Here is a 14,698-nt window from a genome sequence, read left to right on the forward strand (position 1 = left end):
AGACAAAATTATCCAACTGACCTAAATAAATAGGTCAGCTGTAGTACACTCGTTAATTAAGAATTGACGAATTTAGTTAGGGCGAATCCCTTCAAATGCATTCTGTAATAAATGACGAATTGCATTTTTTTCGATAGGTTCTGGATTCCAGTACGGATTAGATAATGCAATCTCCGTTGCCTTATCTAGACCAGCTTCGGTTAAACCTAGCTCAGATAATGTAGTAGGTCCTTCTAACTCAGAAACGAGATCGAATAGTGCATTTGCAGCGGTACTTTCAGTTGCGCCTAATGCTCGTTTAATTCGCTCCATTGCCTCAGGTACTGCTTTTTCGTTGTACGCGATTGCATGAGGAAGGACGACAGTATGTGTTTGTGCATGTGGTAAGTTGAAGCTTCCACCCAACGTATGGCAAAGTTTATGATGAATAGCCATACCAACATTACCTAAGACATATCCACACAACCAAGCACCATACAAACACAAGCTACGTGCTTCAATATCTTGATCATTTTTCTTAAGAAGTCTTAACCCATCAGCTAATGCACGAATCCCTTCTTCAGCCAGTAAAGACATAATAGGATTACCATTTTGGGCATACAAACCCTCAGCTGCATGAGCTATTGCATTTATCCCACTGGTGATGGACATATCAAGAGGTAAGCTTAAAGTTAGTTCAGGATCATAAATCACTGTTTTCGGCAGGACTCTTGGATCTTTACCTGTTTTCTTGATCCCATTTTCAGTGATTCCATATACAGGTGTCATTTCTGAACCTGCATAAGTTGTCGGGATAGCAAGTATTGGTAGATCATACTCAAGAGCAATTGCTTTACCTAAACCTGTAGTTGAACCGCCACCCACTGCAATTGCACAGTCAGCCCCCAATTCTCTCGCTACAGCTACTGCTTCTTTCGCTGTTTCTACTGGTACATGCATGACAGCCTTAGGAAAAATACCAACAGAAGCACTTCCGAGTAATTCTGATATTTTCTCAGCTAGTCCAACCTGTTCAGGTGTTGATAGGATTAATGCCTTTTTTGCACCTAAAGCCTCTATTTCAGCCTTTAAATTTTTGAGGGAACCTGCTCCAAAAATTACTCTGCTCTGAGGGATGTCATATATAAACTCATTTTTCATTTCAAATATCCTTATGGCAATGGCGTAGGCTGATAGGCATAGAAAAGCCATGCGCTGTTTTCTTTTCTCCAAATGGCTAAAGACTTATTCTTTAGGTTTTTTTGAATATTTCCAGCAACTAACTCTGAATGCATTTCACCAAAAACAAGTGCAACATCACCAATAATTTGAATTTTAGAAATTGGGTGTTCAATCCATTTATAATCATAGAAACCACCAAATAACTTATCTAAATACGACTCTTTAGAATCAGTAATTCCACTAGTATGGGTATAAGTCATTTCAGGATGGGCCAGTTTGGCAAAATCCTCATAGCGTCTTTCAACGATTGCATTGAACCGCTCATCTTCCAGATTTTTAATTAAAATATCGTCCATTTGATTAACAGCACTCTATATAACTCAAGATACAATTAATCCTAACTTTAAAAAAAAAAGTAAAAAACAACGATTTAGGAAATTATATTTTCAAAAATGAAAGAATAATAAATATATAAAAAACGTAAAATAAAACATAAGCTTAAAAATCATACCAACTGTTATTAGCGATATTAATTTCTACAATTCATTCACTTATTTACTGAACTCTTAGTTCTTAGAAATAATTATATAATCAATATTCAAATATTAAAAAGGACCCCAATATGGATCCTTTCTAATTCACTCCCTCTCGAGTAAAACTAGGTCACTACTCTTTCAATAATGACCGCAATTCCTTGTCCCACACCAATACACATTGAACACAGGGCATAAGTACCACCCGTTTGTTCCAATTGATTCAGTGCAGTCGTCACCAAACGTGCACCTGAAGCACCGAGTGGATGACCAATCGCAATCGCACCACCATTTGGATTCACTTGCGTCGTATCGTCTGCCAGACCTAAATCACGGGTCACTGCTAGTGCCTGTGCAGCAAAAGCTTCATTCAGTTCAATCACATCCATCTGTTCGATTGTGAGATTGGCTTGTTTGAGGAGCTTCTTAATCGCAGGGGCTGGGGCAAAGCCCATGATGCGAGGTTCTACACCCACAGCAGTAGACGCAATAATCTTGGCACGTGGTTTAAGCTGGTACTGTTCAACGGCTTGTTCTGAAGCGATCAGTACAGCAGCCGCACCGTCATTGATGCCTGACGCGTTTCCCGCTGTGACGGTGCCTTCTGCTGTGACGACTGGCTTCAGTTTAGCCAAACCTTCTAATGTGGTCGATGCACGAGGATGTTCATCCGTGTCGATCACAATCGGATCTCCCTTACGCTGCGCAATGCTCACAGGGATGATCTCGTGTTTAAAAAAGCCTTGAGCTTGCGCGGCTGTTGTGCGCTTTTGACTCGTCAAGGCAAACTGGTCTTGATCTGCACGATCAATATTAAATTGTTGTGCCACGTTTTCAGCGGTTTGCGGCATGGTGTCTACACCATACATCGCTTTGAGCTTAGGATTGATAAAACGCCAGCCCATGGTGGTGTCTTCAATCTTTTGGCTACGGCCATATGCTGTTTCTGATTTACCCATGACAAAAGGTGCGCGAGACATACTTTCGACGCCACCTGCAATGATTAAATCCGCTTCGCTGGCTTTAATCGCACGGGCTGCCATCGCAATCGCATCTAGTGATGAGCCACATAAGCGATTCACAGTCGTGGCAGGAACTTCAACGGGTAAACCTGCAAGTAATGCCGACATACGACCCACATTACGGTTGTCTTCTCCCGCTTGGTTGGCGCAGCCATAGATCACGTCATCGACTTGGGTCCAATCTACACTGGGATTACGTTGCATTAAGGCTTGAATCGGCACTGCGCCCAAGTCATCGGCACGTACTGGAGCGAGCCCACCTGCATAACGTCCAAATGGGGTGCGGATGGCATCGATAATATACGCATTTTTCATATTTCACTTTCCCTTTGAATCCCCCTAAAGCCCACTTTGATAAAGGGGACTTTCTCTGGGAGTATTCTTTTCTTTCTTCAATCCATTCCGTGTAGCTCCTCCCTTTTAAAAAGGGTGAGAAGCACTGCTTCGCAAGAGGGATTTAAGGAGATTTCATCCGTTAATTCTGTTGTGTCGAATCCACTAAAGTTGCACCCGTCATGGCCTGCAATTCTGCAAAGCTTAAACCGTCGACTTTCTCAATCACTTTTAAACCCTCTGCGGTGACATCAATCACACACAGATCCGTGTAGATCCGATCCACACATTTCAGCCCTGTTGCTGGATAAGTCAGTTCCGCCACAATCTTCGGTTCACCTTGTTTAGTGGTATGGTCAGTGGTGATAAACACTTTCTTGGCACCGACGGCTAAATCCATGGCACCACCGACTGCTGGAATGGCATCAGGTGCACCGGTATGCCAGTTGGCTAAATCACCATTGGCTGCCACTTGAAAGGCACCCAGAACTGCAATATCTAAGTGTCCACCACGCATCATGGCAAAAGAATCCCCATGATGGAAAAAGCTACCACCTTGCAGCATGGTCACATATTCTTTACCTGCATTGATCAGCTCAGGATCTTCTTCACCTGCGGCTGGTGGTGGCCCAAAAGCCAATAAACCATTTTCAGAATGCAGGAACACGTCTTTGTCGCTTGGAAGGTAGCTGGCAATCTTGGTCGGTAAGCCAATACCGAGATTGACATACGCACCATCGGGAATATCTTGTGCCACACGTTCTGCAATTTGGTTACGGCTGAGTTTTTGATAGCTCATGATGTTCTCCCGATTACACAGCAACAGGTTCAGGTTGAACCTGCACCACGTGTTGAACAAAAATACCTGGGGTGATGATGTGTTCAGGGTCTAACGCCCCCAGTTCCACCACTTCAGAGACTTGCGCAATGGTTACACCTGCGGCCATGGCCATAATCGGGCCAAAGTTACGTGCCGATTTGCGGTAAACCAGATTGCCCCAACGGTCGCCTTGCTGCGCTTTAATCAAAGCGAAGTCAGCTTTGATTGGATATTCCAGTACATAATCTTTACCGTCGATGTGACGGGTTTCTTTGCCTTCGGCCAATAAGGTGCCGTAGCCTGTTGGGGTGAAGACTGCACCGAGTCCCATACCTGCGGCTTGAATACGACAGGCTAAATTGCCTTGAGGCACCAGTTCCAATTCGATTTTGCCTGCACGATAGAGTTCATCGAAGACCCAAGAGTCGGACTGACGCGGGAACGAACAAATGACTTTTTTCACGGCACCGGCTTTGAGTAATTTAGCCAGACCATAGTCGCCATTACCAGCATTGTTGCTAACGATGGTAAGGTCTTTAATGCCGAGTTGAATTAAGCCATCGATCAGTTCAGCAGGTTGTCCTGCTGTACCAAAACCACCGATCATGATGGTTGAGCCGTCGGTGATTTGGGAGAGCACTTCCTCAATAGAAGCCGCAGTTTTATTAATCATTATGCAGCCTCTACCTTTTCCTTATTTAAAATGAAATCAAAATCTAAAGTATAGAAAGGCGCATTTTGGTATTCACCATTCGGAGCGGTTCCACTCTCATGTTTTACCCATTCCGCGATAAGCGAAGTTCGTACTCCAAATACTGCATCAGAATCCAAATATTCGCCTGCATCTTTAAATACATGAGTTACCAAACGCTCATAGCCGGGAGCAGAAATCATGAAATGTAAGTGAGCAGGTCTCCAAGGATGGCGATTTAATGCTTCAAGCATTTTTCCTACTGGACCATCATGTGGAATTGGATAAGCTTCGGGAACAATGGTTTGAAAATGATATTTACCATCTTTATCAGCATGGAATACAGCGCGACCTTGGTATTGTTCAAGATGTTCTTTCTGAACATCATAAAAACCTTCATCATCTGCTTGCCAAACTTCAATCTCGGCATTAGGAATAATTTGACCATCTATTCCTTTGATGACACCATTAACAAACCAAGATGTACCTTTAACCCCTTCACTCATATTGCTTCCTAGCTCTAAATGTGGGGCATCTTGAACGTGAAATGGACCAAATACTGTTGCTTCAGTACAGCCAATCGGCTTTTTGTGGTTTTGAGCAATTACTAAAGTGGATAGACCAAGTGTGTCAGATAAAAGAATGAATTCTTGACGCGTTGGACTACAAATTTGCCCAACATCTGTCAGGAACTTCACACCAATTTCCCATTCTTCTTCCGTTAATTGAACTTCACGGGCAAATGAATGAAGATGCTGTACTAAAGAATGCATAACATCCTTTAATCGCTCATTCTGTGTGGAACAATTTCTTTCGATAACAGCTTGCGTGATTGTTCTTTCATCTAAATTTTTCATAATTTTTCCATAAAATGAATCAAACTCCTATATTTCTCATGCTAAGCTGTTAATTATTGAAATAAAATGTTGGTTGAGAAAATCTTTATTTCATATTGGAAATAATAGGAAGGGATTGTATGGACAGATTAACGAGCATGGAGTTATTCGTTGCTGTTGCAGAGCTAGGCACACTCAATAAAGCTGCTGAAAAATTAGATATATCTAATGCGGCCGCAACTAGACATATTGCCGCACTCGAAAGTAGACTCAATGTAAGATTGATTGAACGCAGTACCCGTCGTTTATCTTTGACAACAATAGGACTCGAATATTATAAAAAGTGTAAAGACTTACTTTCCGAAATTGACCAAGCTGAATCCTCAATCAGTTCTGCTGCAGTTGAACCAGAAGGGACTGTGACGATAACTTCCTCAATTTCATTTGCGATTATGCACATCACTCCGTTAATCCCTCAATTTAATAAACTTTATCCTAAAATTAAAATCAATTTGGTTGGTGCTAATCGCTACCATGACATTATTGATAGCAACATCGATATTGCTATCAGGACTCGCGAATTTGAACCTGATTCCAATCTAACTATCCGAAAACTAGCAACTACACACCGAATTTTAGCTGCCTCATACGACTACATTAAACGTAAAGGCAAACCTCAAACTATCGAAGAACTCAAAGATCATGACATTTTGCTCTACAGTCATGCGAATAATCCGAGAATTCTAAGTTTTAGCAAAGATGATGAAATTAAAAATTTTGCATTAGATCCCATTATGGAAACCAATGATGGTCAAATTGTTAGATCAGCCGCTTTGAACGGTGCAGGTATTTTAATTCAACCTCTTTATATTATTTATCAAGATATTGTAGAAGGTAGGCTTATTCCAATTCTAACAGATTGGAAACTTCCAGAACTTACGGTCAATATTGCCTTTCAAAGTAGGCAATTTATGCCGATTAAAAATAGATTATTTATAGATTTCTTAATCGAAGACTTTAAAAACAAAGAATATGAACGTTACTGGAGTTCCATTCAATAACTGCACTTTGAGCTATGGAATATGCCAATCATTTCCCTAAACCATCATTGATATAGCATTCACAAATGATTATTTCAAAATTGAAATAATCATTTCCTTAAAAGTTCTTTATACACATATTAGAAAAAGCTAACTTTCATGTATTCAAAATTGGAAAGTTCTTTACAGGAGTTTTATTTTGCAAAAAGATAAATTAAAAGTTGCGCTTTTAGGTATTACCCACCCGCATACTTCAGGACGAGTAAAAGCACTACAACGTCGTCAAGATATTGAAATTTATGGTGCCGCAGATCATAGCGAACTTTTAAAGCCTTTCTGTGAGGCTTTGAATCTTACTGAACGCACTAAAGAAGACATTTTAAGTAATCCAGATATTGATATCGTTCTAGTTCATTCAAAAAGCTATGAAATGGCTGATTTAACAATCGCTGCATTACAAGCAGGAAAAGCTGTTTTAGTTGAAAAACCAGCTGGCCGAGGTGTAGCAGATACTCAACGCATTGTTGATGCTGTTAATGAATATAATGGCTTTGTTCAGGTTGGTTACTGCTGGCGTTTCGCCCCTTCAATCAACGTAATGCATGATGTTATTCAGCAAGGTAAAATCGGTAAAGTTTTACAAATTCGTGCTCATGCTGGTTGCTCGCACAATGAAGCTGAAACCGCACATATGAGACAGCCTGGCGATCTTGGTGGCGCATTCTTCGTTATTGGTTGTCATTTATTTGACCGCGTACTTCATCATTTTGGTATGCCTAAATCTGTGAATGCACGTATTACCAAATTCAAAGATTTTAAAGGTGAAGAATCTCGCGAAGATGCTGCAGGTGCGATTCTTAACTATGATGATAAAATTGTTGTTGTAGACTTTATGTCTTGGGATGTTCTTCCTTGGACTGAAAGTTGGGATATGACTGCATATGGCACTGAAGGTATTATGTCTTCACGTTCATTACCTTCATCTTACAAACTTTATCAAACTGGTAATATCGAAGGTACTACGGAAGGCTGGACTGAGTGGCATGAGACAAGTTTCCCTGAGATTTGGGCTACGAAGAAAACTGAATACTCTCCAGACATTGCTGAAATCGGTAATCCAGTCTATTTCGATCGTGAATTAAACGCGTTCTTGGATTCGTATCAAAATGGAAAACCATCTCAGGTACCAGCCACTCAAGCTCATAACATTTCTGTTCTACTTGCAGCGTTATTCGATTCTGCAGGTAAAGATGGCACTGAAGTCTTTCTATAATGATTAAATAAAAATGCAACTACTTATAGTTGCATTTTTACTTTTATTTGAGATTTTATGAATAAAGAAATTAGAGTTGTTGCTAAATTAGAAATTCAACGAGAACACATTAATCAAGTTATTGAAGTATTTAAAGAGCTCGTTAATAAGACCCGTAAAGAGTTCGGTTGCTTACAATATGATTTACATCAAGAGGTACATGATCCTGCTACGTTAATCTTTTTTGAGAAATGGAGAACGATGGATGACTTAAATAAACATTTAAAAACAGCGCACTTTATTGCCTGTTTTAAAGAAGTTGGAAGTCTGGTTGAGCATAATGAAACTCGCATTCTAGAGAAAATATAATAGTATATCCAACGTGTCAGTCTGAATATAAATACATAAACTAAAGAATAGTTAAACCTCAACCCTGATATTTATAAAATCACCTTTTAGCATTATAAGATAAGAGGTGATCTTATCTTAAATTTAAATTTCGTGAGTAGATTTTTCAACAAAGAAAGCGATTAATAAAATAAATAATCCACCTAAACTTAATATTGATCCAATCCAGATAGGAGCCAACCACCCCATATCATGTGTCAATACCCAGCCACCTAAAAAAGCACCGAGGGCATTGGCTAAATTAAATGCAGAGTGATTAAGTGAAGCAGCTAATACCTGTGCATCACCTGCAACATTCATAAGACGCATTTGTAGGGTATTACTTAATCCAATAATTATCATTCCGATTGCAAATAAACCAGCAATAGCAGTATAAATGTTATTCATAAAAAAACTCACTAAAATAAATGTGAGTGCAGAACTGATTAAAATACCAATAATAGTTTTATTTAGATTTTTATCAGCGAAATGGCCAGCTAACAGCCCTCCGATCACCATTCCAACTCCCCAAATCGCAAGTGCAATAGGGACGATTGAAATATCGGCATGAGTATATTCAGTGAGGATTGGAGAAATATAGGTGTATACAGAAAACATCCCACCAAATCCAACAGACCCAACAGCTAGGGTCAACCACATATTGATGTTTCTAAGACCTGCTAATTCATTCTTTATACTTGCTGTTTTATGAACAGGAATATTAGGAACAAAAATGATAATCGCAATAAGTGTGATAAAGGCGATTGTAGCTGAAACTTCAAATCCTGATCGCCAACCAAATTGTTGCCCCATCCACGTTGCCAAAGGAACTCCAACGACAGTCGCGGTGGTGAGTCCCATCATCATGAAAGCAACTGCTGTAGATCGCTGCTTAGGGTTTGCAAGTTGAGCCGCGACCAAGGCACCTACACCAAAATATGCGCCATGTGGTAACCCTGCAATAAATCGGGATAATAATACTGTTTCTGGGGTCTGAGCTAAAGCTGTAAAAGCATTTGCAATACCGTAAAACAACATGAGTATAAGGAGTAAAGTCTTACGAGGAAGCTGGGCACACAAGATAGCAATAATGGGAGCACCAATCACCACGCCTAAGGCATAAGCACTGATAAAATAACCAGCATCAGGAATAGAGACCTGTAAATCTTCCGCAATTTCCTGAATTAGGCCCATAGCTACAAATTCAGTTGTACCGATACAAAATCCTCCAATTGCAAGAGCGAAGATAACGGCAAAAAGTGAATATGAGTGAGGTAAAGTAGGATCTGATGTCATAATAATAAAAGAGAATATTGAATTATAGTTTAAAGATAAAACGGGCCTAGAAAGTTAATTCTTAAATCCACACAAGCTATCAGCAAGTTTTGGATAGCATTCTCGAATTATGTATTGATTCAACATAATGCTTTCAAAACTGTTACACCTCTTTTTTAAATTCGCCGAGCTTTAATTAAATATTTTATAAACAAAATAAAATCGACACTTATAAACCCCAATAGTTTAAAAATTACTATTGGGGTGAAAGCTATTAAGCTGTTACAAAATCGAATGCACTAATTGTTGTCTCATAAGCCCGTTTTGCCATCTCATCAAGCGGAAGCACTCGATGCTCCTGTGAAATCAACTCAACGCCATAATACGGCTGGTTAAAGCCCGCTTTCTTAATTTCATTTAAGAACAATGGGATGTCATATGATCCTTGACCACAAAGTTTTCGATGGTGTGTAGAGTCGTTAAATAAATCACCTTGAACTTCATCTGCAGCATCATTCAATTCAACTGATTTAATTAAGTGTGCTGGTACCATACTAATTTTTTCAAAATCAATATTACCACGTGCTAAATGCCAGATATCTAAGCACAATCCACCATTAGCATCACCAGTATCAACGACTTTCAAGCCATCTTCTAATGTAGCTAAACGCGAGAATGGCATAATTTCTAGAGCTACATTTGCATTCACTTGAGCCACTTCTTTACACAGCTTAGAGAATTCCTCAGCCATGTTTTCCAAGCTATTTGGAGAATTTTCAAATGGCTTAGCACCAATTTTTAAATTACACATTCCAAGCTCTGCACCAAGCTCAATCATTTTAGAACGCTCATAGTCAGAGACTTTACGAGCATCGCCAGTTAAATACCAATCTAATAAAATTTCTAGTTCGAAATATTTAATATCGTTGTCTTTAAATAACTGACGGATTGTAGCTACACTATTTTGCTCAAGTGTTGCTTGCAAATCGCTAAGTACAAGGCCAATTCCTTTCCAACCTGCTTTAGACGCTGCTTCAACACGCTGCTGTAATGTAAATGGGCTAATTTCTGTTGGAGCACCCGGGTATACATTTCCAGCTAATGTCCAATAAGCTGCTAATAAATATGGTTTGTTCATAAAATATTTCCTTTAATTTGTATTACGAAAATTATGCTTTCGAAAATTTATATCCAGTAAGATCTTGAGTAATTGCACACCAGCAAATTAGTGCATAACAAATTGCAGGAACAATAAACGCTGTAGAAATGCTTGTTATATCTGAAAGATAGCCCATAACTAGAGGTAAAATCGCACCACCAACAAACATCGTCACCATCAAAGATGCAGCCATTTGTGATTTTTTACCTAAACCGCGGACACCCATAGAGAAGATTGTTGGATATAGCGTAGATTTGAATAAGAACATACAGATAAGAACTACAACTGAAATATATTGATAGCCCAACATCACGAATAAGCATGCCAATACACAAACTGAACTATTAAAGATCTGTAGCTTTCTCGGATCGATATACTTCATTACGAAGATACCTAAGAAGCGACCACTCATATAACAGAACATAGCCATAGATAGGAAATATGCTGCTTTAGCTGGAGTGATGCCATCCCAATGCTCAATGACATAATTGATAAAGAATGCACCGATACCAAAATGCGCACCGTTATAACAAAATTGTGAAAGCATCGCTTTACGCACATTTTTATTCTTTAATAACGGAACATTTTCATAAACTGTATCTTCTGGACGCGGCTCAATATTATTTTCATCCTGATGATTAGCTTCTGGCAATCTGATCGAAATCATATAGCCCACGACACAAACTACAAGAATGGAAAGCATCACATAAGTTAATGTTGCTGGTTCGACATAGAATCCTGCAACAGTCCCAGCAGGAATGAAGAACACAGCTCCACCTACTAATGGTCCGCACATACCGCCCATTCCACCAAAAGCTTGAGCTAATGTTAAGCGACGCGTAGCATCTTTTGGATCACCCAATTTAGTGGCATATAAGTTACATACAATCTCAAGACAAGCTAAACCTGATGCTAAAATAAAAATTGCGGTTAAAAATGCTGAGAAAGTACCTACCATCGCAGCAGGAACGAAACCCATACATCCAGTAGCAAAGAGTAATAAACCAATAATAATCGAGTTTCTATAGCCAAATCGCTTCATCAGCAACCCAACAGGTATAGCTGACAAGAAGTAAGCACCTAAGTATGCTGTCTGAATAAAAGCTGACTGACCATGTGAAATATGGAAGACATCCTGAAAGTGTTTGTTTAAAACATCTAATAATGTATGTGAGAAAGCCCACATGAAATTAAAAGCAGTGACTAAAATCAGCGTTGCTTTTATCGAGATAGCTTTCTTACTCACAGGTAGTTCTGTGATTTTACTTAAACTTGCGTCCATTGCGAGTTTCCTTGTAAACAGGTAATACTTCCCTATTAAGTATGATAATCCATACTTAATAGGTTGATTTTGTTTTCTGAGTTGCTTAATTCAGTTAAATGTTACGAATTAAGCGGCAAGAGACTTTGAAGGGCCTTCAGGATTTACAACGATTGCTTTATTGGTTTCAACGGACTCCATTGCACATACAGCTAGGTAGAGTGCTTGTAATCCATCAAATAAATTCGTAGGGAATTCTTGACCAGCAACAAGGCAAGAAACGAATACATCGAATTCTTTGCGGTAAGAGCCAACATAACGCTCTAAGAAGAAGTTTAATAAAGGTTGCTGAGACCCTGTGAAGTCTTGAGTATATTTCTTAAGCGTAGAAGGTCTATGGTTCTGAGTTTTCAATAGACCTTGTGAACCTAATACTTCAATACGTTGGTCATAACCGTACACTGCTTCACGACAGTTATTGATAATACATTGTTTACCAGATTTAGTTTTCAAGGTAATACTACAAGTATCGTAGTCATTAATTGTTGCTAACTCTTCATCTACTAATCGGCTTGCTGTAGCAAAAATTTCTACTGGCTCTTCACCAAGAATATGTCGAGCTGTATCAAAATCATGAATTGTCATGTCTTTGAAAATGCCACCAGAAGTTTTCATATACTCTACTGGCTGCATGCCTGGATCACGGCTTGTGATAATGACTTGGCGAACATCACCAATTTCATTGTTCAAAATTGCATTTTTGATTGCAATCGTGTCTTCATCAAAACGACGATTAAATGCCAACATCACTTTACCATTGTGGCTTTGGATTTCTTCAACAGCTGTGATTGAACGTTGGAAATCTAAATCGATAGGTTTTTCACATAATACTGGCTTTTTATGTTTAACCGCATGTAGCATTAAATCAACATGTAGATCAGTTGCTGTAGCGATTACAACTGCATCAATATCATCGCGAGTGATTGCTTCATAATAGTCATAACCAGCTTCGCAATTTAACTCATTTGCTAATTTATCTACGCCTTCTTTCCAAGGATCAGCAATAAGTTTAAGTTCACATTGTGTATTTAAAAATGCACTCTTAGAATGGATCTGAGCGATGCGTCCCGCACCTAGAATTGCTACTTTTAACATACAGATACTTCCTTTTAATAACGATACTTCAAAAATTACTTATTCTTGATAATTCTTAGGTTATACAAGCCAATTTTGAAAGAAAATAGCGATTTCTAAAAACACTTTTTCATTTTTGAAATTAATCCCGCACCCCACTTATCACTTTTAAACCTGAATTAAAACCCCTTTATTTTTCCTAAATTTGAAAAAAACATTTTCAATATTTGACATTTTTTTCCAATTTTTACGCTTCTATACTCCAAGTCAATTGATAAAAACCATGCCCAATACTCAAACATTGGAAAAATTCTGATTAATCGACAGGAACGTCGAAAAAGGATGAGGAGAAATGGATTAAGGAAAATTGAAATATGGAGAGATGTATCAAGTCATGCTTTTAATACTTTAGTTTTACACATGCAACGGAGTTTAGCTCAATCAATCGCTGTAAAAACAAAGCATTAGGCTCAAATAACTTGATCACTCATCTGAATGAGATATTCAGATCCAAGAATGAATATTCACACACCTAACGTATGCCCTCCCAAGGGCTGTTAAATCACAAGCAATCTTGCAGTTTTTAAATGGAATTTAAAAAGTATCTGCAGATGTAAATCATGCTTAAAATTGAAGGAAACATGCAATGAAAATGTATAAAACACTCACTACTTCTGTCGCTACTCTTGCCTTAGCCACTTTTGCAAATTGCACTTTCGCAGCAGGTGAACTAATCGGTATCGCCTTGCCAAATAAAACAGAAGCACGTTGGATTATGGATGGGAACAATATTGTCAAAAATCTGAAAGCTAAGGGTTATAAAACAGATTTGCAATATTCAACGCTTGATGTACCTACGCAAATTTCTCAAATAGAGAACATGATTACTGCAGGTGCCAAAGTTCTAGTGGTTGCCCCAGTTGATGGTGCGACGGTTTCGAATGTATTAAGCAAGGCAAAAAAGAAAGGTATTAAGGTCATTTCATACGATAAATTGATTATGAAAACCAAAGATGTGGACTACTACGCCACATTTGATAATTATCAAGTTGGTGTATTACAAGGTACCTCTATTGTTAAAAAACTTGGGTTAGATACAGGCAAAGGTCCATTTAACATCGAACTATTTGCTGGCTCTTTAGATGACAACAATGCCCATATGTTTAATGCAGGTGCGATGTCAGTTTTGAATCCTTATATCACCAAAGGCAAACTTGTCGTGCGTAGTAAGCAAACTACTCTTGCTAAAGTTGCGACCCTGCGTTGGGAAGGTGCCACAGCGCAAGCGCGTATGGATAACTTATTAAGTGCCTTTTACGGTGGTACCCGTGTAAATGCTGTTTTAGCACCAAATGATAATCTCGCGACTGGTATTATCTCTTCTCTTAAAGGTGTCGGTTATGGTCGTAATAATCAGCCAATGCCAATAATTACAGGTCAAGACGCTCAACCAGCCAACATCAAAGCCATTATCAAAGGTGATCAAACATCAACAGTATTTAAAGATACTCGTTTATTGGCTAGTGCTGCCGCGAATATGGTTGATGCAATCATTAAAGGTCAAACCGTTCCTGTAAACAACACTAAATCCTATAACAATGGCGCTAAAATTGTCCCAACCTACCTAGTTAAACCTCAATTAGTTGATAAAAATAACTGGAATGCGGTTCTTGTAAAATCTGGTTATTACACAGCCAATCAACTGAAATAAGTTATCAAAAATTCAATAACTTAAACCTTAATCAGTAAAAGTTTAGGCGATTAAAAACAGATATATGTTGGTCGGTAATCACT

Annotated in this window: 14 protein-coding genes; 4 read left to right on the forward strand and 10 right to left on the reverse strand. The window is 38.8% G+C overall.

What is annotated here, in order from left to right:
• Positions 1-72: 72 nt before the first annotated feature.
• The 6 genes from B9T29_RS04840 to B9T29_RS04865 form a co-directional block, all read right to left on the reverse strand.
• A complete protein-coding gene (locus B9T29_RS04840; protein WP_086174829.1) occupies positions 73-1,140 on the reverse strand; it encodes a maleylacetate reductase in 1,068 nt (355 codons plus the stop codon).
• A gap of 11 nt (positions 1,141-1,151) precedes the next feature.
• Complete coding sequence (locus B9T29_RS04845; protein WP_086174830.1) at positions 1,152-1,517, reverse strand: nuclear transport factor 2 family protein; 366 nt, start codon at positions 1,515-1,517, stop codon at positions 1,152-1,154.
• Between the two features lie 302 nt (positions 1,518-1,819).
• A complete protein-coding gene (gene pcaF / locus B9T29_RS04850; RefSeq protein WP_086174831.1) occupies positions 1,820-3,031 on the reverse strand; it encodes a 3-oxoadipyl-CoA thiolase in 1,212 nt (403 codons plus the stop codon).
• A 160-nt stretch (positions 3,032-3,191) separates the two neighbouring features.
• Positions 3,192-3,848: a 3-oxoacid CoA-transferase subunit B gene (locus tag B9T29_RS04855; RefSeq protein WP_086174832.1), complete on the reverse strand. Its 657-nt coding sequence runs from the start codon at positions 3,846-3,848 to the stop codon at positions 3,192-3,194.
• A gap of 13 nt (positions 3,849-3,861) precedes the next feature.
• The gene (locus B9T29_RS04860) at positions 3,862-4,542 is read right to left on the reverse strand and encodes a 3-oxoacid CoA-transferase subunit A (RefSeq protein WP_086174833.1); all 681 of its coding nucleotides are present in this window, start codon (positions 4,540-4,542) and stop codon (positions 3,862-3,864) included.
• Positions 4,542-5,417: an intradiol ring-cleavage dioxygenase gene (locus B9T29_RS04865; RefSeq protein ID WP_086174834.1), complete on the reverse strand. Its 876-nt coding sequence runs from the start codon at positions 5,415-5,417 to the stop codon at positions 4,542-4,544. The genes B9T29_RS04860 and B9T29_RS04865 overlap by 1 nt, the downstream gene beginning before the upstream one ends.
• Positions 5,418-5,536: 119 nt before the next feature.
• Here B9T29_RS04865 and B9T29_RS04870 point away from each other — a divergent pair, with 119 nt between their 5' ends.
• The 3 genes from B9T29_RS04870 to B9T29_RS04880 all read left to right on the forward strand — a co-directional run bounded on the left by B9T29_RS04870 (position 5,537) and on the right by B9T29_RS04880 (position 8,057).
• Positions 5,537-6,457, forward strand: coding sequence for a LysR family transcriptional regulator (locus B9T29_RS04870; RefSeq protein ID WP_086174835.1), 921 nt, complete (start codon positions 5,537-5,539; stop codon positions 6,455-6,457).
• Positions 6,458-6,635: 178 nt separating this feature from the next.
• Positions 6,636-7,709 (forward strand): Gfo/Idh/MocA family protein, encoded by a 1,074-nt coding sequence (locus tag B9T29_RS04875; RefSeq protein WP_228146560.1) that lies wholly within the window; start codon positions 6,636-6,638, stop codon positions 7,707-7,709.
• A 57-nt stretch (positions 7,710-7,766) separates the two neighbouring features.
• Positions 7,767-8,057, forward strand: a complete 291-nt coding sequence (locus B9T29_RS04880; protein WP_086174837.1) for a putative quinol monooxygenase — start codon at positions 7,767-7,769, stop codon at positions 8,055-8,057.
• A 123-nt stretch (positions 8,058-8,180) separates the two neighbouring features.
• Here the strand turns inward: B9T29_RS04880 and B9T29_RS04885 are convergent, their stop codons facing one another.
• The 4 genes from B9T29_RS04885 to iolG all read right to left on the reverse strand — a co-directional run bounded on the left by B9T29_RS04885 (position 8,181) and on the right by iolG (position 12,925).
• Positions 8,181-9,371: an MFS transporter gene (locus B9T29_RS04885; protein ID WP_086174838.1), complete on the reverse strand. Its 1,191-nt coding sequence runs from the start codon at positions 9,369-9,371 to the stop codon at positions 8,181-8,183.
• Positions 9,372-9,624: 253 nt separating this feature from the next.
• Complete coding sequence (locus B9T29_RS04890; protein ID WP_086174839.1) at positions 9,625-10,488, reverse strand: sugar phosphate isomerase/epimerase family protein; 864 nt, start codon at positions 10,486-10,488, stop codon at positions 9,625-9,627.
• Between the two features lie 31 nt (positions 10,489-10,519).
• Positions 10,520-11,791 (reverse strand): sugar MFS transporter, encoded by a 1,272-nt coding sequence (locus B9T29_RS04895; RefSeq protein WP_086174840.1) that lies wholly within the window; start codon positions 11,789-11,791, stop codon positions 10,520-10,522.
• Positions 11,792-11,899: 108 nt separating this feature from the next.
• The gene (gene iolG / locus B9T29_RS04900; RefSeq protein ID WP_086174841.1) at positions 11,900-12,925 is read right to left on the reverse strand and encodes an inositol 2-dehydrogenase; all 1,026 of its coding nucleotides are present in this window, start codon (positions 12,923-12,925) and stop codon (positions 11,900-11,902) included.
• A gap of 625 nt (positions 12,926-13,550) precedes the next feature.
• Between iolG and chvE the strand changes: the two genes are divergently transcribed.
• Complete coding sequence (gene chvE, locus B9T29_RS04905) at positions 13,551-14,615, forward strand: multiple monosaccharide ABC transporter substrate-binding protein (RefSeq protein ID WP_086174842.1); 1,065 nt, start codon at positions 13,551-13,553, stop codon at positions 14,613-14,615.
• Positions 14,616-14,698 lie beyond the last annotated feature (83 nt).

Source organism: Acinetobacter sp. ANC 3903 (assembly GCF_002135315.1).
Classification (GTDB): Bacteria; Pseudomonadota; Gammaproteobacteria; order Pseudomonadales; family Moraxellaceae; genus Acinetobacter.